This is a genomic window from Mariniflexile sp. TRM1-10, assembly GCF_003425985.1.
Classification (GTDB): Bacteria; Bacteroidota; Bacteroidia; order Flavobacteriales; family Flavobacteriaceae; genus Mariniflexile.
Genome location: NZ_CP022985.1, coordinates 4,058,622 through 4,079,206, shown reverse-complemented (window position 1 = coordinate 4,079,206; position 20,585 = coordinate 4,058,622). Strand labels below are relative to the sequence as shown.

Below are 20,585 nucleotides of genomic sequence, written 5' to 3'. Positions count from 1 at the left end.
CCGATTTAACGATTAAACAATATAGAAAACTAGTTAGTAGCCACTAGTAAATAGTCAATAACAACTTCTAATGTCAGTCTGAGCTTGTCGAAGACCCAATAAAATAGCCAAATAATCACTAGCCAGCAGCCATTAGCCACTAGTAAATAGTCAGTTCAACAATTAAACGATTCAACGATTCAACAAATTAACAATAAACATCAAAAAAAAGACCGCTTATAAATTACAAGCAGCCTTTTCAATGGATTAATATGAATTAATTGAGAGGGATTCATTATTCATTCGATGCCATAAGGGCAAAGAATTTATTAATATTTGGTAAAATAACTATTCGTGTTCTTCTGTTTTTAGATCTGTCTTCTTTGGTGTCATTACCAGCAACAGGCAAGTAGCTGCTTCTACCAGAAGCTATTAGCTTTTCTGGATTGACATTGTACTTGTTTTGAAGCGCTCTAACTACCGATGTAGCACGTAATACGCTTAAATCCCAGTTATCTGCAATTTTAGGCGTGTGAATCGATCTAGCATCGGTGTGACCTTCAACCATCACTTCAATACTAGGCTCTGAGTTAATAACATTTGCTAATTTTTGTAGAATGTTGTTTGCTTTGCTGCTAATGCGGTAGCTTGCAGTATCAAATAACATTTTATCTGAAATAGAAATCATAACCACGGTTTCGTCAATGTCAATAGCAATATCCTCATCTTCGTTTAACGTACTGTTATCCAAGGATCTTTGCAAGTTGTATGACACTGCCAAATTCATGGAATCTTTAAGGGTAGTGGCCTGTCTTAATTTATTTTGGTCCACATTTTTTAAGGTGTTGCGCATTTGTTTTTTGGTATCGTTCGATATCACGGCCACATCACCAACAGCTTCCATTTTTACGTCGTTTTCTTCGGTTAGGGTGTTTATTTTGGCATTATAAGCCTCAACACGCTCTTCAATTTTAGCGAATTTTGTTTCTAATTCTTCTTTTTCAAATTGTGTTTTGGTTAACTCACTTTTAATTTGGCCATTTTCATGTTCTAAGGCCACATACTTTTTTTTAGACACACAAGCAGTTACTAAAATCACTGCGAGTAATAAAAACGAAACTTTTTTCATAAATATAATTTTATTGTTTAATATAGTTACGAACAAAAAGAGGATATAGATTACTTAATTATAAAAAAACATGAAATTATTTTTTAATTCATTTAAATAGAGCAGTCTTTAAAATATTCTATTTTACATAATATCAATTATAGTACAAATATAATATATGAGTAAAACGGTGAATAGAACTTTTTCTGTTCTATTTTACATAGATGCAGATATAGCGCCTTTAGGTCTATATCGTCAGCATTTATGTAACAGCCGTTTTACGACCAACAGTTTGTAAAACATTCGTAAGCTATAATGTAGTATATTGTTTTATAAAATCAAATTGCTCTGGCAATTTATTTTACACACAAATGCGAAGCATTCATGAGCTCCATTTTAAAAGAATAAAAATCTGCGAATAATTATCCAACGCTTGCCAACGCCAAAATAAAAGCTAGCCTTTTTGCTGTTATTGAAATTTTAGCGTATTTGAACAATTGTGCATTATATTTTTTTCTACGCAATTCTCGTAAGCTTGCCACAAGAGCATAAATTTTAAGAAAAATAAAATTCTATGCACTTGTTCAATGTTGTGAATAAAAAAATATTTTGTCTGGAAATAATTAAAAAAAAATATTTAAATTTGAAAAGGTGTTTATGGTATGCCTGTTCGTTCGTGCAAAGATTTCATCCACCATAATTGATAATATAAACCCTCAAGGCTTATTATCCGACAAAAGTATACGAACGCATAATCTCTTGGATAATAATCTTTGGAACAAAGGATTATATTATGAATACTATTGATTTCTTTAAACTTCAATCAAAAAACTTACACAGAGATTTTAAAACCAAAAAACCTGTCTCCGACAAGGTGGATCGTGTTTTGTTATATGAATATGAGCCAAAGTATTTTGATGTTGGTACAATTATTTACGAGTTCAATCTTGATGAAGAAAAATTGACTCTAATGAAAGCTCAACACGTAATTGCACAGATTGCTGGATTTCAGAAGTGGACGGTTTTAATAAAGGCGTCTGAGCCTGATTTGAAAATTGCAAAAATTCTATACGAGAATCAAGATGTAATTGATTTGCGAATGTGGGTAGATTACATTGCGGAAGCCGAAAGAATGAATCAAACCAATTTTGATTCAGAAACAAAATTGGCTATTTGTGAACAAGTCTTTGAAAAGGGAGTTTTCGATGATGTTTTATTTGATTGTTATCTTTTAGATAAAAAATACTGATTAAGTTAAGGATTGAATATTCCTTTCTTTTTTTCTTGATAAAAAAAGAAACAAAAAAATCAAGACTGCATAAACTTTTGGAAACAATTACGGTTCGTTACGCTATATTTTAGGAAACATTGTAACTTATTAAGATTGCTTTTGAAGTTATTGTATAATTGAAACACTTAAGAAAATGTATTACTAAACCCCTAAAATATGTACGCTCCTCTCACCTATTGTTTTAACCAAAATTCTATGAGGTCAAGTGACCATATTGAATATCATTTTTCTATATTTATGTTTTAATAAATTAAATGAGAATAGTTCATCTATCTGACATACATTTATCCAAAAACAACTATGATGAGTTTCATGATAATTATCGTGAAGCACTTATAAATGACCTTGCAGAATTTCATTCAACCAATAAAATTGATTTAATTGTTATTACAGGTGATTTGGTTGATAAAGGAGGGCATTCTTTACTCAAAATGGATGAGTTTAAGTTATTCAATTCACCTTATACAGTCTTTGAAGAAGTATTTATAAAGCCAATTTCTTCAATTCTTGGATTACAAAATGAAAATTTTCTATTTATTCCAGGAAATCATGATATCGACGAGAATGGTATTCTTTGGGTTGATGAAAAGTCAATGAAACAAAAAATTAATAAGGATACCATAAAACAACAACTAGAGTTAAATAAATTAGATTTTAATTTTTCTAATGAAAGAATAAAATTATTTAAAGAATTCGAAGAAACTTTTCATAAGGACACAATAAATTATGAATATTCTAATAATGAATCAGTATATATCTATAAAGATGATTCTGACAAAAATGTTGGTTTCATTTTAATTAATGATTCTTGGAGATGTTCAACATGTAAATTAGATGATGGAAATCTAAACAATCATTTTTTTGGGTCAAAACAACTTTATTGGGCAATTCAAAAACTACAGAATCAAGACCTAAACCTTGATAGAATAATTTGTCTTTTTCATCATTCCGTGGATGATTTTACAGAAAAGAACGAAGTAGTTAAATTTTTAATGAATAAAGATGTTGATTTGTTTTTATTTGGACATCATCACAGTATAAAATCTGAAAAAATATTTAATCCGGCTGGAAGTTGTTTTGGCTTTAGAGGAAGAGCAGCATTAAATAAACCAGACGAACAAATCGATAAATTTCAACCAGGATATCAAATAATTGATATTGATTTATTTTCTAATAGAATAAGTCAAATTCATCACAGAAAATATGTTTTTGATAATCCGCAATTTGTTTATGACACACAATCTGCTCCCCCAAATGGAATAGATAATAATTCATCTTATAGTGGAAATGGATATGAGTTTCCCTACAAAAAAAGTAAATCAAATTATAATGAAAATCTAAAAGTAGAAGATTTTAAAAGAAACTAGATGGAATTTTACGAAAAAAGATACATTACTAAATACGACGGCACGGATATAACTTCATTTATTAATGATGAAAACGATATTACGTTAAGGGCTGCTATAATGTCTTTTTCTAAAATCATTCTACTAGGGAATCCAGGTGTTGGTAAAACTACCGAACTAAATGTTCTTTTTGATATGCTTTGGGAAGAAAAAGAACAAACAGGTATTATTCCATTCTTCATTAATTTAAAATATTATAGAAAGAATATCACTTTTGAACAGCTAATTAATAATGACGATTGGACAAAATTTCCTCAATTAATTTTTGTTCTCGACGGACTTGATGAGATTGCTGATATTCAGGATTTTATATCTGAATTTGAAAATTTTATATCAAAGAATAAAAATAGAAACATTAAATATGTAATTAGTTGTAGAACTAATATATACAGTAAATATTTAGCAAAAATATCAGGTTTTCAGCCTTTTATTTTAAAATCAATTACAATTAATCAAGCTAAATCTATTTTAGAAAAGAAGTTTGAAATTAAAAATATTGATGAAAAGTTTTTTGAAAACATTGACACCCCATTTTTTCTCAATCTCTTTGCAGAATATTATAACGAGAATAGAAGCATACCTCAAAACATTTCTCAAATATGGGAACTATATATAGATAAAGCTCTTGATACTCATAAGTCAAAAATAATTAAGCGAACAGTGCTTAATAAGCCAAAATCAATTAAATTATTAAAACTCTTATCTGTAGTAAACGAATTAATGCAAAAAAATTACTCATCTGATGAAGAACTTTATGAAATTATTGGTGATGAATATGATGAATTTATTGAAAACCCATTTATAATTAAGAATGAGGAAACCAATTATTGGAGTTTTGTTCATAGGCAAATTCAAGAGTATTTTGTTGCAAAGTCTTTAATGGACAGAGACTTTAATGAAATATTGGATTTTATTAGAATAAATGAAACACAATCTGTCCACCCTTCTCTTTTTAATTCATTAACATTTTTACTGGATATTATGAATGTTAATGATCCAGACTATAAAGAATTATTAAAATGGATAAAAGCTAACCAGATAGAATTATTATTTAAAGCTGATACAGATAGGTTGGGTAAAGAAATTAGGATTAACGTTTTTCAAGAATATTTTGAAGAAGAATGTATTAAAAAAACATTATGGATTAGTATAAGAAGGACATTTGAAGTAAATGAAATAGCTAGTTTTGGTGATTGCGAAGAAAATTTCGAATATTTAATTAAAATTATTTCAAATTATAAGAAATACCATATTCGAGTATTATATTCAGCATTAAATTTGTTAAACTTCTTTTCTGTATCCTCTTTTAATAGTGAAAAGTTAAAAATATTTTTATTACGAAATCTAAAATCAAATGAATTTCCTATTGAAGCTAAATCTGAAATATTAAGAATTATTCAAAAATATAATTTGACACAAAGTGACCAAGAGCTTATGTCAGAAATATATACCCTATTTAAAGATAGCACACATAAACAACTGAACAATAGTTTATTATATTTGATTAATGATCAAAAAAATATCGAAAAATATGGTGGATTTTTAAAAGATGAGTTCCTAATGGCTAATGGCTATAAAGAAAGAGAAGAAAAGGACGAAGTTATTAGAGGAAATAGATATATAATTAATAAATTGATATTAAGACTATCAAAACCTGAAGACTTCTTTCAAATTTTTCAATACTATTTTGATAGTGATTATAGCGTATCATACTATGATAATTTTGAAGATGAACTAATAGAAAAATGTGTAGGCTATATTAAATCTGACACTACCTTTTTAACAGGCATATTAGGGCAAATTAAAGATGATTTTCGCCTTCATATGAATAAACAATTTCTTATGAAGATAATCAAATCAAGTGATACCGAAAGTATAGCATTAAATTTCTTGATTAATAATTTCAATATTGATGGAATTAGATTCTTTATCTCTGAATTAGTTAATGAAAGTAACATCAATGAATTAGTTAATGTTTTATTAGAAAAAAAATTATCAAATCAGGAAATAGAATACTTTAGAAATAATATAGGCAACTCTAAAAGTAGAGATTTAGCTGTTATTTTTAATGACTTAATGGAAGAAAAAGGTATTGTTTTCAAAGAAGCTGTTTTTTCAAATGAAAAAGCAAAATTATATCAAGAAAATTTCAAAAAAAACATACAAGATAACTTCGATATATTATTTGATGAGAAGAGATTATTAAGAGAAATAAAAGAAGTATTTGATAATAATAATGATTCAATTACCAGTAAAGATTTACATAAGATTCGTAGAGATTGGTATGATAAAAATGGTCACTCTAATGTTATTGATACTTCAATAAGCATAATAGATAGTTTGATTTTTTCTAGAAATAGTAACACTACTCCATTTTCATATGCAGATATTGAAAAAATCCTTAAAAATGATGATTTTTTAATAATAAAGAAAATCCAGCAAATTATAGAACAGTATTACAAAAACAATAGAGAATTCACAATTTATAAAGCCAATAAAAAAACAATTGAAGAATGGGCTTTTTCAGAAGCAGATAAATTTAATTTTGAAGATGTTGTGCATTCTTCTGGTGAAACTTCATTCTATTATGGACAAAACTATAAGAGAATTCAAACTATATTTTATTTTCAAAAATTATTTAATTTTGAATTACCACAAAACTTTCTGTTAAAAAGTATCGAATTTTATGAGTTTGACAAATCTGGAGAATTAGATGAAAGTTTTATTTATTTGATTAAATTAATTAACAATAAAGAATTATTTGACCAACAAATAATAAATAATTTAGAGAATAAGAAATTATTTGGTCTATCAATGTCAAAACATATTGATTATGCCTTGTCAAATCAATTAGAGCAAACTTATGGTGTGATAAGAAAACACTTCTTAAATGGAAATTTTATTTATAATGAAAGAAAAAAAATTGAGGAATATGTTGAATTTACCAAGGACACTTCTATTCTAAAAGACTTATGTGTTGATAATGAAAATTACATGTTTTGGAGTTCAATAGATTTAATGATTAAACTAGATATTAATAAATCTTTTTGCATAGATAAAGCTATTGAATATTTAGAAAGTGAAAAAGAAAGGTTTAAGATTGATGCTTTGAAAGTATTAATAGAATTAAATGACGCCAATGCTTTCTCTTTTATTTTAAAAAGCTTACGAAATGGACTAGCACATTCTTTTCATGGTATTGTCTTTTCAAAATTCAATAACATAGACAAAAAAGAAGATTTGATAGAGCTATTTGATTTGATTTATAATAAAGAAATTGATCAATTTGAATCTAGTTATTATCGAGAGTTTTATAAAACTATTATAGTGAATTTATCTATAACTGATGAAGATTTTACCCAAATTCAAGCGATATTGAATAAAATAAAACAGTCATTAATTAAAACTAAATCTGACTTGTTCTATATCAATTTATTGATTGATGATTCTATAAATAATCACACAAATTCTAAATCTAAACCCTATAACTTGAGGAATGCAAAGAAAAAAGCATTTAGCTTAATTTCTTGACAACACCATTCCAAACACATTATGCTTCCCTCCTGCGTCGTCGCATAAAGAGTGTTCCATTAACATCGTAATGAAACCTTTTAGAATAAATTTTTTAAAGAAACTCTAGTAACAACTTTCGCTTTTAACCAAAGCTCAAGTTACATAACGCAGAACATTATAGTTCAAATGTGTTATAAGTAAAATAGCGAATAGAACTTTTGGGTTCTATTTTACATAGTTACAGATATGACGCCTTTAGGCTCATTATAGATAGCAATTATGTAACAGCTATTTTACGACCAATGTTTATCTACAATTTGTAAGCTATAATTCAATATTGTGTAAAATATCCCAGTATGTTTAAATGCACATTAGATTATTATTGGCCAATAAAAAATAAAAAAACAATTAATAAATTTATATAAGCGTCTTAGACAGGCTACCATTGACGTGTTCTGTAAACAAAACTTTAACAAAGATCTCAGAATGACAAACACTAGTATTGCTCAGTTTATAAATCGCATATTCAATAAAATATACGCAATAAGAAAATCTATGCGATTCTCATGGATTCAAACAATAGTTTCGACAAGCTTGGAAAAAAGGTTCATTATATCAACAAATTCCCACTTGTATAAATGCTTTATTATTCCTACTTTAGAACTGTGCTTTAACCTGTACAAATAACACCTAACCCAATACAAATACATGACCCCAGAAACCTACAACCACATAAAACAATTAATAGAAGATTCTGGCGTCATTCATTTAAATGGAGACACTAAAAAAGTATTTCAAAATTTTGATTTTTCTGAAGAAACCATTTTAATTACAGGAGCCGCGGGGTCTATTGGTAGCGAACTTGCTAAACATATTTTGGCGTGCGATTATAAAAAATTAATTCTTATTGATATTGCTGAATCACCACTTTATGACTTAATCAAAGCTTTTGAAAACGAAGACTTAACAAAAATAGACTGTTTACTTTTAAACATAAATGACGCTGAGTCCGTTGAATTTCTTTTCGAAACCTATAAACCTACACTCATTTTTCATGCAGCAGCCTATAAACACGTCCCTTTAATGGAAGCGCATCCATACGAAGCTGTTAAAACGAATATTTTGGCTACTAAACTACTGGCAGATTTAGCTATTAAATATCATGCTAAAAAATTCATCTTTATATCTACCGATAAAGCCGTAAACCCAATCAGCATCATGGGTATTACTAAATACATTGCAGAAAACCACATCATTCAGCTAGCTCAAAAAAGCCACACGCAATTTGTAATAACACGCTTTGGAAATATTATAGGATCTAACGGATCGGTGCTACCGGTTTTTAAAAAGCAAATAGATTATGGTCTGCCCTTAACAATTACCAGTAAAACCGTAGCCCGCTATTTTATAGACAAACATAAAGCCTGCCATCTCATTTTAAAAATTGCCACGTTTAACAAATCTGAAGGCAGTGTATTTACTTTTAATATGGGAGAACCTATCAAACTAATTGATTTGGCCAATTGCTTTATCGACTTATATGCAAGTAAGCACGATAAAATAGCAATTAAAATAATAGGGTTGCGCCCTGGCGAAAAGCAGACCGAAGACATGATCTCTAAAAATGAAACCTTAATAGCTACCGCCCATGAAGACATTTTCTTGGTAAAGCAAAATAAAGAAAACCCTCTTAAAAATACCAATTTGAGTAAATTACTAGACATAAACCCTTACCTATCTCCTCAAGAAATAAAGCGATTGCTATTAAGTTATATGTAATCAGAAGACAGAAGTTAAAAGTACACAAAGAGCCAAGAACCAAGATCTAGAATACTAGTGTATGGTCAACAGCCAATCTAAAAATCTAACAAGTCTTAATAAGTCTAGAATTCAAAAATCGTCAATCGTTAATCAAAAATCCAAGAAGTCCAACTATCAACTACCGTCTCACCTTTCACCTTTCACAATTCACGAGATCCTCCGTCTCTTCTTCTCTTTAGCCAAAAGCGCTAATTCCCTGCCTGTTTGTCCAGCTACCGATGTGTTTTCCTCTGCACGGCGTATTAAGTAAGGCATCACGTCTTTTACTGGACCAAACGGCACATACTTAGCCACGTTGTATCCTTTATCTGCTAGATTAAAACTGATATGATCGCTCATTCCATACAGCTGTCCAAACCAAACCCTAGGATCGTTATTCTCAATCCCTTTTTCCGCCATCAAATCCATAAGTAAATAGGAACTGACTTCATTATGCGTTCCTGCGAATAAAGACATGCAATCTATATGGTCTAACACATAACTCAAACCAGCATTGAAATTGTCGTCTGTAGCAGCTTTACTTTTACATATTGGCGATTCGTAACCCATTTCTTCTGCCCTATCATTTTCTTTTTCCATATAGGCACCACGTACTAATTTGTACCCAAGAAAATAATGGCCTATCGTCGCTTTTTCATGCTCGCTTCTTAAAAATGCTAATCTATCGTGCCTGTACATTTGCAAAGTGTTAAAAACAATTGGCTTTTCAGTATTGTACTTTGCCATCATTTGGGTTATTAAGGCATCGACTGCATCTTGTATCCAACTTTCTTCTGCATCAATTAATACGGCGACGTTATTTGCTTTTGCTTTTTTACAAACCACATCAAACCGCTCCACAACCTTACGCCACTCCTCTTGTTCCTTGGTTGTCAAGGCATCCCCTTTGCTTATTTTTTCATATAAATAAAAACGGCCAAAACCCGATGGCTTAAAAACCGCTATGGGAATGGCTTTAATCTCTTTACAGAACTCAATAATTTTAAGAGTAACATCTCGGGCATAATCAAACTCCTTTTCACTTTCTTTAGCCTCAACCGAAAAGTCTAACACAGAGCTCACCCCTTTTTCATACATCTTATTGATAACGGGCAGACAATCTTCTTCATTGACGCCCCCACAAAAATGATCAAATACCGTCGAACGAATCAATCCTTCAATAGGTAAATGCGCTTTTAGGGCAAAATTTGTAGCAGCAGTACCTATTCGAACTAAAGGCTCTATTGAAATCATTTTGAACAAAAAATAGGCACGTTCCAATTCAGAATCACTTTTTAAAGCAAAAGCAATTTCGGTATTGTCAAAAATAGGGGTGTTTTTTTGCATTATATTTAATATTTGCTGCAAATATAATTAACCACAAGCTATCATTTTATATAAAATCTCCTTAATTTCGTGGTTACAAAAAAAAATAATTATTTTATGGATTCTATAGCAACAAATAATTGTAAGATTCATTTTAACAACACATGTTATCCATCTATAAACGAGCATATTAATACTCATAATTTTTCCAAAATCTTTATTTTAGTAGATGAAAATACCCATCAATTTTGCTTACCATATTTTTTAGAAAAACTGGAAACTAAGATTGCAATTGAAATTATTGAAATAGAATCTGGTGAAGTAAACAAAACTATTGATACCTGTGTTGGTGTTTGGAACTCACTTTCAGAATTGAATGCCGACCGAAAAAGCTTGCTAATAAACATTGGTGGCGGTGTTATTACCGATTTGGGCGGTTTTGTAGCCTGCACTTTCAAACGTGGCATTGCTTATATTAATGTACCCACTACCCTATTATCCATGGTTGATGCTTCAGTTGGTGGTAAAACGGGCGTTGATCTAGGACATTTAAAAAACCAGATAGGCGTTATAAGCAACCCCGATTTAGTGCTTATAGACACTCATTTTTTAAATACATTGCCACAAAATCAAATGCGTTCCGGCCTAGCAGAAATGCTAAAGCACGGGTTAATTAGTGATAAAAACTATTGGAATAAATTTCAAGACCTCTCGAAACTGTCTTTAGTTGATTTAGATGAATTGATTTATGAATCGGTAATGATTAAAAAGAATGTTGTTGAAGTGGACCCTTTTGAAAACAATCTGCGAAAAACTTTGAATTTTGGCCATACGCTTGGTCATGCCATTGAGTCTTATTTTTTAAGCAACCCTAATAAAACCTCTTTACTACATGGTGAGGCCATTATTGTGGGAATGATTTTAGCAGCTTATATTTCTACCGAACTAGCAGGGTTCCCAAAACAAGTGGCTCATAATATTAAAACCCTTTTTGTTGATTACTATGGAAAAGTAGCTATCGATACTTCAGAGTATGCAACCATCATTGAATTACTTAAATACGACAAAAAAAATAATCACGGTAATATCAATTTTGTATTGTTGGAAAACATTGGAAAACCAAGAATTGATTGTTTGGTAGATGAAGATATTATAATAGATGCTTTTGAGTTTTATGCAACTTAGTTAAAGTAGCTATAATTAATGATTAATGATGAATGATTAATAATTATTAATAGGTTGCTAGTAGTCAAATAAACAATAGCGGTAATAAATAGTGAATAAACAATTCAATAGCTTCGACAAGCTCAGCTTGACAAAAAAGTTAACTATAGGCTTTCAATAAATATAGTCACTAGCTAGTAACAAATAGTCAATTCAACAAATCAACAATAAAAAATAGTAGATAATTAGTGGTCAATAATTCAACGAATAGACAATAACAACCTCCATGTCAGTCTGAGCCTGTCGAAGATCTAATATGAGTTAATAGTTTGTAATAGTTTGTGGTCACCCAACCAATTCAACAATTAAACGATTCAAATTAAGAATTGAGAATTATGAATTAGAAGTATTTCAAAGGTCAAAAACCAATAAGCAAATAAACAATAACATTACTAATGTCAGTCTGAGCGCAGTCGAAGACCTAATTATAATTAATGATTAATGATGAGTGATTAATAGTTAGTAGCAATAGTTTGTGAGAACAACCGATTCAACAATAATCAATAATAAATAGTCAATAGTTAGTGGTCAACGAATAAACAATAACAACCTCAATGTCAGTCTGAGCCTGTCGAAGACCTAATTATAATTAATGATGAGTGATTAATTAGTTAGTAGTAATAGTTTGTGAAGAACAACCAATTAAACAAATCAACGAATCAACGAATAAACGAATAAACGTATCTGTAATATGCCCCATTTCTTTTCAAAAAGAATTTTCTTAAGAGACCTACTAGAAGATTTTGTGGATATACATAACCACATCCTGCCCGGTATAGATGACGGTGCAAAAAATCTTAAGGAATCAATCGATTTAATTAAAAAACTGAAAGAATTGGGTGTCAAGCAATTTATACCCACACCACACATCATGCAGGATTTTTATCCTAACACAGATGAAACCATTGGTAATGCGTATGAATCCTTATTAGGAAACTTAACAAAAAAACTACAAAATGGAATTACTATAAACCCAGCGGCCGAATACATGTTGGACATGACATTTGAAACACTTTTAGAAGAAGGAAATCTTTTTACCCTGAAAGGAAACTATGTACTTGTTGAAATGTCTTATTTTCAGCCTCCCATAAATTTAGAAACGCTCATTTTTAAGATTAAAACGAAAGGCTACTTACCAGTATTGGCGCATCCAGAACGCTACGCATTTTATCACAACAACCTTGATTATTATAATAAATTGAAACAATTAGGATGTTTTTTTCAACTTAACCTATTATCATTAAGTAACTATTACGGCAAAAATGTAGAAACAACCGCAAATTATTTAATAGATAAAAAACTTATAGACTTTGTTGGAACGGATACTCACAATGCACAACACATCGAGAAACTTTCAAACATAATACTAAGCAAAAAAAACACTGAAAAAATAGCACGAGCCATTAAAAACACAAACACCACATTTTCGGTAATCTAAAATTACAATTGACAATTAATAATTAATAATTGTAGCTAGTAGTAAATAGTCATTAGCCAATAGTTTCTGATCAACGATCAATTCAACAATTAAACGGTTCAACGAATAAACAATAACGACCCCCAATGTCAGCCTGAGCGCAGTCGAAGACCTAACTATAATTAATGATTAATAATTAATAGGTTGCTAGTAGTCAAATAAACAATAGTGGTAATAAATAGTGAACAAACAATTCAATAGCTTCGACAAGCTCAGCTTGACAAAAAAGTTTAACTATAGGCTTTCAATAAATATAGTCACTAGCTAGTAACAAATAGTCAATTCAACAAATCAACAATAAAAAATAGTAGATAATTAGTGGTCAATAATTCAACGAATAGACAATAACAATCTCCATGTCAGTGTCTGAGCCTGTCGAAGATCTAATAAGAGTTAATAGTTTGTAATAGTTTGTGGAGAACAACCAATTAACCAACTGAACAAATAAACAACACTCACGTTTATCTAAAAATCCTCTTAAAAAAACCTTTCTTTTCTGGAGCATTATAATAACCATATCTGGCACCATACCCGAAATTTTCTTGGCTCACATTGTTTACAACCAACATCATGCCTTTGAGTTTTTTAGTAGCGTGAAGTTCTTTTGTAAAGCTTAAAATTTTCTTTTCGGTATAACCAGCTCTCGTTAAATAAATAGTATGTCCTGCATAGTCGCTAAGTAAAAGCGTGTCGGTAACCAACATGGCAGGAGCTGTATCTACAATAACCATATCATATTGAGTGGACGCATAATCAAATATTTCTTTTACCCTTTCTGTCATTAACAGTTCAGCGGGGTTAGGTGGTATTTTCCCAGAAAACAAAATATCCAATTTAATATCATTAACGGTGAATGTATTAATAGTTTCACCCGCTAAAATAGATTTATCTACTAAAAACTCTGTTAGTCCTACATCAGGAGCATTGGTTTTCACTTGTTTTTTTATGATGCTATGTATTTTCGGATTTCTAATATCTGCACCAATTAGTAATACACGTTTGTTGGTGTTTGCCATGGTAAGAGCCATATTTAAGCTGAAAAATGATTTTCCCTCGCCATTGATAGTAGAAGTAACAAACACGACATTGTCATATTGCCCAACGTTTCTACCACGTCTAACATAGTCAAAGTTAGTGCGTATAATTCTAAACGATTCCGATAAAACAGAACGGTCATTTTTTTCTACTAATAAGCCTTCACCCTCTTTATGAACCTTTTTAACTTTAGGTATTTCTCCTAATATAGTGATGTTCTTAATTTCGCTTTCTAAATCTTCTTTATTGTGGATTTTAGTATCCAACAAGTCTTCAACATAAATAAAGCCAAATGGAATTAAAAATCCCAAAAATAAAGCACCTATATAAATCATTTTTTTATTAGGAGCTACTGGACTACCGGAACTATAAGCTAATTCAACAACTTTTGAGCTAGGAGAAGTAGCTGTAAGTGTAATAGCAGCTTCTTCTCGCTTTTGTAATAAGTAAAGGTATAAAGACTCTTTAATACCTTGCTTTCTTTCGATACTTCTTAATTTACTTTCTTGACCCGGAACTGAAAAGATTCTGGAATTAAGTATGTTGGACTGATTTTCCAAACTGCTAATTTGAATTCCCAAGGACTTCTTTGAGTTTTGAATACTGCGGCTTAGATTTTCCTTAATACTTCTTAAATTTTGGTTTAACTGTAAAACCACCGAATTCCGTTCCCCAGCACTTTTTAACAAACGCTCCCTTTCTACAATCAACTCGTTATATTTAGAAGATAATGTAACGATGGTTGGATCTCCTAGACCTAAGTTAGAAGGAATGGGTGTATAAGAGTCGGTATCCCCTAAAGCAGAATCCATATAATTTAGCTGGCGCAATTGCATTCTGGACAACTCCAGGTCTTGCTCGTTTTGAACACTTGACGTTAAAAATTGACCGGCTTCCGAAGTAACATCCATTACTTTATTACCTGTTTTAAATCGGACGATACTATCATCTACACCAAGTAAATCTTTTGCAATTAATTCAATACGCTCATCAATAAACTTGGCCGTATTTGTCGCTTTTATGTTCTTTTGGTTAATGGTCGCCTCATTATATTTTGCTATTAAGGTATTTATAATATCTTTTGCCCTTTCAATGATAGGATCTTGTATGGAGATATTAATTATTCGTGAGGATTTGTTTTCTTGATAGGTCTGGATTCTATTTCTCAAAGATTCAGCAATAGATTTAACAGGCAATATTTCTGTTCTAATCTCAGCGCCAACAATGCTACGCTCCAATTTAGAAGAACTAGGGGTTATAATCATGCCTCCAAAGGACGTTGGGATTTTTTCACCAAAAGAAATGTTCTTGGGATCGTCATTCTCGTTTACGCGGTACTCAAACTCTTTATCAGATAAAATTTTAATGTAAAAACTAAAATTTATTCGGTCTATAATGGAATCTGACGCTATAAAACTAATGGTTATTGGTGCATTTTTATAGATTTCAGAATCATAAATCCGTCCTTTTGAATAATGTTTAATGTTAAGACGTAAATCCTTAGTGATGCTACTAAAAAATGCTCTAGACATAATCACACTCATTTCATCTTCAACCTTCGCATCTTCCTTTTCGGCAAAAAATGGCAAATCCTTAAATACAGCACTCGCCCCTGTTGCTTCGCCATCGTCAACTAACATAATTTTAGCGGTAGCTGAATATTCTGGAGCGGTATAACGTAAATTAAAATAAGCGATGCCCAAAAAAATGGAAATGCTCAGTACAAACCAAAACCAGCGTTTCACATATATGGAAGCGGCTTTTTTAAAATTAAACTGGTTTGCTGAATCTATTTTAGAACTATTATTTAAGTCTGACATAATGAACTAATTTCTTGTAACAAAAATGAGTGCGGTTGTTAAAACAAATGAGGAGATGCTAATAATGGTGCTTATCCTAGAATCACCCGAAGCACCACTTACAGCAGAATTATTAGGCTCTACATACACATAATCATTTTGTGTCAAGTAATAAACAGGCGAATTAAAAACCTCTTTATTGGTTAAATCAATACGGGTATATGTTTTGGTGCCATTAAAATCCCTAACGACTAATACATTATCCCTTCTACCTTTAATGGTTAAGTCACCTGCCATACCCAAAGCTTCTAGTATAGAAACACGTTCACCCGAAACGGGATAAACCCCAGGTGATCTGACCTCTCCAGCAACCGTAATCCTAAAATTTAAGACCCTTATCATGACAACAGGATCTTTTAACAATTGGCCCTCAGAAAATTTACTTTTTAAAAGTTCCTTAGCTTCCTCAATGGTTAATCCAACAAGTTTAACTTTTCCTAAAACAGGATAATCAATATTACCATCTACATCTATTAGATAATCTATTAATTGGCCACTATTGCCATTTGAAATTATTATATTGTAGGGTTGCGTTACAGTTGGGTCCAAAGTAGACACATAAATACTAACCACATCTCCAATTTTAAGTTTCGCTTTAAAAGTATCGGTATCTACTATAGTCTCAAAATTTTTGGCATTTTGAAAATATACAATGTCTTGCTTAGTTGAACAGGATGTCAATAACAATAAAACACCACAAAACAAGACAACCAACCTGTTGTATAAAAAGGATTCAATCATAGAAATAAAATATTTGGGGAAAATACTAAAATTTTGGCTCACTTAAGCATTACTGTATGTTTTGTCTGTTTTGTCATGCAAAATATCTTTTACCTTTTTGTAAATCTGAACTTTTTTATCAAAACGTTCGTAATCAGAGTTGTTAGATTTATATTCAGGTATCAAACGCTTCATTTTCATAACAATGTTATTACTCTGGAAACGATTGGTAATACACAATTCTTCAATCTCATGTTTTACCGAAACATAATCAAGTTCCCTTGTTTTGCTTATCATTATTTTTTTATGATAGGTAGACAAAGTGTTTTCGCCATTTGCCAACAATTCTTCATATAGTTTTTCACCTGGACGCAACCCTGTAATTTGAATATCGATGTCTTCCGGAAAACTCAACCCTGAAAGTTTAATCATGTTTTTAGCTAAATCATATATTTTCACCGATTCACCCATATCGAAAATAAATATCTCGCCACCTTTACCCATAGTGCCCGCTTCTAAAACCAATTGCGCAGCTTCAGGAATGGTCATAAAATATCTGGTGATCTCTTTATGCGTTAAGGTTAAAGGACCACCATTCTCAATTTGTTTCTTGAATAAAGGGATTACAGAACCATTAGAACCCAATACATTGCCAAAACGTGTGGTTATAAACTTTGTTTTACTTTCTTTTTGTAAACAACTAATATACATTTCAGCCATGCGCTTGGTAGCCCCCATAACACTGGTTGGGTTTACTGCCTTGTCGGTAGAAATAAAAACAAATTTCTTAACATTATAGCGGGATGCCGTGTCTGCTAACAACTTGGTGCCATTAACATTAATTTTTATGGCCTCATAAGGCGATTTCTCCATTAAAGGCACATGCTTATAAGCCGCTGCATGAAACACCATGGTAGGCTTATATTCTTGAAAAATACTGTCAATTCTTAAACCATCTCTTATGTCGGCTACAATAGCTGTGAAACGATGCTTGCCATCACGTATCAAATCTTGTTGGATATCATAAAGACCGGACTCCGCTTGATCAACTAATATAAGTTCTTTAATATCAAAACCTGCTAATTGTTTAACCAGCTCACTGCCTATAGAGCCTGCTGCACCGGTAATTAAAATGGTTTCTCCTTTAAATTCGTTTATAAGATTTGGGTTATCGATTTTTATTGGGGCACGACCTAAAAGATCTTCTATTTGTACCTGTTTAATTTGTTTAACATTTAGCTCTCCGTTCATCCAGTTCTCTATAGGCGGAACTTTAGTTATTTTTACTTGTAAACTAACTAAACTCAATAAGCTGTCCTTATTAATATTTTCAGACGTTACAATAATTTCGTCAATGCGATGCGAATCAATATAATCTTGATCGATTTTATTTTTGCTAAGAATTAAAATACCATTAATTGATTTTCCATTTTTACGGGAATTATCATCAATAAACGCTACAATCTCAAACTTTTCCCTAACATTGCTAATTAAAGCATTGTAAGTCACGATACCAGAATCACCTGCACCATAAATTAAAACACGTTTTGACGATATGTATTTACATTTTAAATAATTATAAGCCATTTTAAAAAGCAATCTACTGGAACTTAATAATACAAAGCTCAATAACGTATGCATGACCAATATAGATAATGGTATGGTAAAACCTTCTATAAGATTTAATTCTCTATTTATTAAAACAAATAACACAGATAACATAGACATTAATGATACCGACTTAAATAAGTTAACAACATCGGTAAATCCAGTATGTCTAATAACACTTTTAAAAGAACCTATAAATAGGAAACTTATAGCAGCAAGAAATAAAACAACAGGTATTTGAAATAAAAATTGAGTGAAATCAAAATTTAAAGTAAAATTAAACCTTATAAAATATGACGTGCAAAATGTAATTAAAACGATTGTTAAATCAATTGCAAATACCAGCCATTTTGAAGCGTATTTTTGCGAGAGGTAGTTAAAATAACTGTTTATCATGATATTTGAGGGATTTTAATATGATGTGTAAAATGCTTTCTAAATTGTCTTGACTTAAATTAGATCCGCTAGGTAAACAAAGCCCTTTGTCAAAAAGTGCTTCCGATGTACCATCTGTAAAGTGCAGACAGTCTTTAAAAACAGGCTGCATGTGCATAGGTTTCCATAACGGTCTTGACTCAATACCTTCTTCTAAAAGCGTAAGCCTTATGTGTTCTCGTAATTCAAACGACTCTGTTATAACACAGGTCAACCATCTATTGGAATAAAAACCTTCCGGTTCATCCAAAAATGAGATGGCGTCGTATTTAGACAAATGCGCTTTATAAAAATTATAATTATGTCTTCTAGCCGCTACACGCGCGTCCAGTACTTCCATTTGGCCTCTACCGATACCCGCCAAAACATTACTCATTCTGTAGTTAAATCCAACGGATGAATGTTCGTAGTGAGGCGCATGGTCCCTTGCCTGTGTCGACAAAAAGACGGCTTTGTTTTTCTGCTCCAAACTTTTGGTGATGAGGGCACCGCCACCAGAAGTGGTAATGATTTTATTTCCGTTAAAAGATAAAATGCCCATATCCGAAAGTGTTCCACATGCTTGATTGTGGTACGTACTGCCTAAAGCCTCAGCACTATCTTCCACTACGGGAATTTCGTATTTTCTTGCAATAGCATTTATGTCATCGGCCTTATAAGGCATACCATATAAATGAACCGCAATAATAGCTTTTGGCTTTTTATATTTTTCAATACGGTCCCTAATAGCGATCTCAAGCAATTCCGGAGACATATTCCAAGTATCCTTTTCACTATCAATAAAAACAGGCGTAGCCCCTTGATAAAGAATGGGATTTGCAGAAGCCGAAAAAGTAAAACTCTGGCACAATACCTCGTCCCCTTTTGATACGCCTAATAACTGAAGCGCGATGTGTATCGCTGCAGTCCCGGAGCTTAGTACAGCAACTTGGGAATTATTTCCCAAATAATGCTGTATATCATTTTCGAAACCATCTACGTTGGGGCCTAATGGAGCGATCCAATTAGTCTCAAAGGCTTCGTTAACAAATTTTTGTTCCGAGCCACCCATATGAGGTGATGATAAGTATATTTTAGTTTTAGTCAACATTTTTAAATTTAATTAAATAAAGAATACCAAAATTTAGCATATAATATTCCGCCTTAGGTATCAACCCAAGGTAAATAGAAGGTGTGCATTTTTTTTGATTACTCTCTTTTTGATGGTACATAAAACAAAATTTAATTATTAGCTTAACAATAACTGTCTCTAAATGTTTTTTAATAATCTAACATATGTCTAATGATAGATTAAAATTGAGAGTCTAAAAATAGATTATAAACATTTATACAATTAAATTAATGATGCTATTAATCAATTCAATTTTGTATTTTGTGGTGTAAATTTAGTGATTGTTTTCAATCAAAAAACCAAGAATGAAGTTAATTCGCTAAAAGAGTAGTTATAATCGGTTAACGACATGGCAACTTTAAGTTTATAGAAAAACTAGGTCACTCGTCGATTGATGTAGCTATGAATTAAAAGTTAAAAGTTATGAGTTAAGAACATCAAAAACCCAGAAGCTAATAATTAACCCCCTAACCTCATAACTATATTTATACCTATTATTGAAATTAAAGCAGTAAACAACTCCTTCCCTTTTTTTCAAGGGAAGGTGGATTTGATTTCCCAGAAAGAAATCAAAGACGGAAGGGTTAAATATTTTATATACCAAAACCACCTCGTCTCCGGTTTCTTTTAGTGAAACCGAATCCACTCCTCCTTTTAAAGGAGGAGAGTTTAAAGGGCAGGTAAATATCATGA

At 31.2% G+C, this 20,585-nt stretch carries 13 protein-coding genes; 6 read left to right on the top strand and 7 right to left on the bottom strand.

What is annotated here, in order from left to right; genetic code table 11:
- Positions 1 to 274: 274 nt before the first annotated feature.
- Positions 275 to 1,108 carry an OmpA/MotB family protein gene (locus tag CJ739_RS16930; protein WP_117177442.1) on the bottom strand — a complete coding sequence of 278 codons (834 nt, stop codon included), beginning with the start codon at positions 1,106 to 1,108 and terminating at the stop codon, positions 275 to 277.
- A 772-nt stretch (positions 1,109 to 1,880) separates the two neighbouring features.
- Here CJ739_RS16930 and CJ739_RS16925 point away from each other — a divergent pair.
- From CJ739_RS16925 to CJ739_RS16910, 4 genes are all read left to right on the top strand, one after another.
- On the top strand, positions 1,881 to 2,336 hold the full coding sequence (locus CJ739_RS16925) for a hypothetical protein (RefSeq protein ID WP_117177440.1): 456 nt from the start codon (positions 1,881 to 1,883) through the stop codon (positions 2,334 to 2,336).
- A 296-nt stretch (positions 2,337 to 2,632) separates the two neighbouring features.
- On the top strand, positions 2,633 to 3,745 hold the full coding sequence (locus CJ739_RS16920) for a metallophosphoesterase family protein (RefSeq protein WP_117177438.1): 1,113 nt from the start codon (positions 2,633 to 2,635) through the stop codon (positions 3,743 to 3,745).
- Positions 3,746 to 7,315, top strand: a complete 3,570-nt coding sequence (locus CJ739_RS16915; RefSeq protein ID WP_117177436.1) for an NACHT domain-containing protein — start codon at positions 3,746 to 3,748, stop codon at positions 7,313 to 7,315.
- A gap of 690 nt (positions 7,316 to 8,005) precedes the next feature.
- Positions 8,006 to 9,076, top strand: a complete 1,071-nt coding sequence (locus tag CJ739_RS16910; protein ID WP_117177434.1) for an SDR family NAD(P)-dependent oxidoreductase — start codon at positions 8,006 to 8,008, stop codon at positions 9,074 to 9,076.
- A gap of 189 nt (positions 9,077 to 9,265) precedes the next feature.
- Here the strand turns inward: CJ739_RS16910 and CJ739_RS16905 are convergent, their stop codons facing one another.
- Complete coding sequence (locus tag CJ739_RS16905) at positions 9,266 to 10,444, bottom strand: proline dehydrogenase family protein (RefSeq protein ID WP_117177432.1); 1,179 nt, start codon at positions 10,442 to 10,444, stop codon at positions 9,266 to 9,268.
- 96 nt (positions 10,445 to 10,540) lie between these two features.
- Here CJ739_RS16905 and aroB point away from each other — a divergent pair, with 96 nt between their 5' ends.
- Both aroB and CJ739_RS16895 read left to right on the top strand, forming a co-directional pair.
- On the top strand, positions 10,541 to 11,608 hold the full coding sequence (gene aroB, locus CJ739_RS16900; protein WP_117179086.1) for a 3-dehydroquinate synthase: 1,068 nt from the start codon (positions 10,541 to 10,543) through the stop codon (positions 11,606 to 11,608).
- Between the two features lie 730 nt (positions 11,609 to 12,338).
- Entirely contained in the window at positions 12,339 to 13,085 is a 747-nt protein-coding gene (locus tag CJ739_RS16895; protein ID WP_117177430.1) for a tyrosine-protein phosphatase, read from the top strand.
- A gap of 500 nt (positions 13,086 to 13,585) precedes the next feature.
- Here CJ739_RS16895 and CJ739_RS16890 read toward each other — a convergent pair whose 3' ends face one another.
- The 5 genes from CJ739_RS16890 to CJ739_RS16870 all read right to left on the bottom strand — a co-directional run bounded on the left by CJ739_RS16890 (position 13,586) and on the right by CJ739_RS16870 (position 20,583).
- Positions 13,586 to 15,979 carry a GumC family protein gene (locus CJ739_RS16890; protein ID WP_117177428.1) on the bottom strand — a complete coding sequence of 798 codons (2,394 nt, stop codon included), beginning with the start codon at positions 15,977 to 15,979 and terminating at the stop codon, positions 13,586 to 13,588.
- A gap of 6 nt (positions 15,980 to 15,985) precedes the next feature.
- Positions 15,986 to 16,759, bottom strand: a complete 774-nt coding sequence (locus CJ739_RS16885; protein WP_117179084.1) for a polysaccharide biosynthesis/export family protein — start codon at positions 16,757 to 16,759, stop codon at positions 15,986 to 15,988.
- Between the two features lie 42 nt (positions 16,760 to 16,801).
- Positions 16,802 to 18,742, bottom strand: a complete 1,941-nt coding sequence (locus CJ739_RS16880) for a polysaccharide biosynthesis protein (protein ID WP_117177425.1) — start codon at positions 18,740 to 18,742, stop codon at positions 16,802 to 16,804.
- Positions 18,723 to 19,871: an aminotransferase class I/II-fold pyridoxal phosphate-dependent enzyme gene (locus tag CJ739_RS16875; RefSeq protein WP_117177423.1), complete on the bottom strand. Its 1,149-nt coding sequence runs from the start codon at positions 19,869 to 19,871 to the stop codon at positions 18,723 to 18,725. The genes CJ739_RS16880 and CJ739_RS16875 overlap by 20 nt, the downstream gene beginning before the upstream one ends.
- 442 nt (positions 19,872 to 20,313) lie before the next feature.
- The gene (locus CJ739_RS16870) at positions 20,314 to 20,583 is read right to left on the bottom strand and encodes a hypothetical protein (RefSeq protein ID WP_117177421.1); all 270 of its coding nucleotides are present in this window, start codon (positions 20,581 to 20,583) and stop codon (positions 20,314 to 20,316) included.
- Positions 20,584 to 20,585 lie beyond the last annotated feature (2 nt).

Coding starts and splice junctions, on each gene's coding strand:
- CJ739_RS16930 (WP_117177442.1), bottom strand. CDS start 1,108: ATGAAAAAAGTTTCGTTTTTATTACTCGCAGTGATTTTAGTAACTGCT.
- CJ739_RS16925 (WP_117177440.1), top strand. CDS start 1,881: ATGAATACTATTGATTTCTTTAAACTTCAATCAAAAAACTTACACAGA.
- CJ739_RS16920 (WP_117177438.1), top strand. CDS start 2,633: ATGAGAATAGTTCATCTATCTGACATACATTTATCCAAAAACAACTAT.
- CJ739_RS16915 (WP_117177436.1), top strand. CDS start 3,746: ATGGAATTTTACGAAAAAAGATACATTACTAAATACGACGGCACGGAT.
- CJ739_RS16910 (WP_117177434.1), top strand. CDS start 8,006: ATGACCCCAGAAACCTACAACCACATAAAACAATTAATAGAAGATTCT.
- CJ739_RS16905 (WP_117177432.1), bottom strand. CDS start 10,444: ATGCAAAAAAACACCCCTATTTTTGACAATACCGAAATTGCTTTTGCT.
- aroB (WP_117179086.1), top strand. CDS start 10,541: ATGGATTCTATAGCAACAAATAATTGTAAGATTCATTTTAACAACACA.
- CJ739_RS16895 (WP_117177430.1), top strand. CDS start 12,339: ATGCCCCATTTCTTTTCAAAAAGAATTTTCTTAAGAGACCTACTAGAA.
- CJ739_RS16890 (WP_117177428.1), bottom strand. CDS start 15,979: ATGTCAGACTTAAATAATAGTTCTAAAATAGATTCAGCAAACCAGTTT.
- CJ739_RS16885 (WP_117179084.1), bottom strand. CDS start 16,759: ATGATTGAATCCTTTTTATACAACAGGTTGGTTGTCTTGTTTTGTGGT.
- CJ739_RS16880 (WP_117177425.1), bottom strand. CDS start 18,742: ATGATAAACAGTTATTTTAACTACCTCTCGCAAAAATACGCTTCAAAA.
- CJ739_RS16875 (WP_117177423.1), bottom strand. CDS start 19,871: ATGTTGACTAAAACTAAAATATACTTATCATCACCTCATATGGGTGGC.
- CJ739_RS16870 (WP_117177421.1), bottom strand. CDS start 20,583: ATGATATTTACCTGCCCTTTAAACTCTCCTCCTTTAAAAGGAGGAGTG.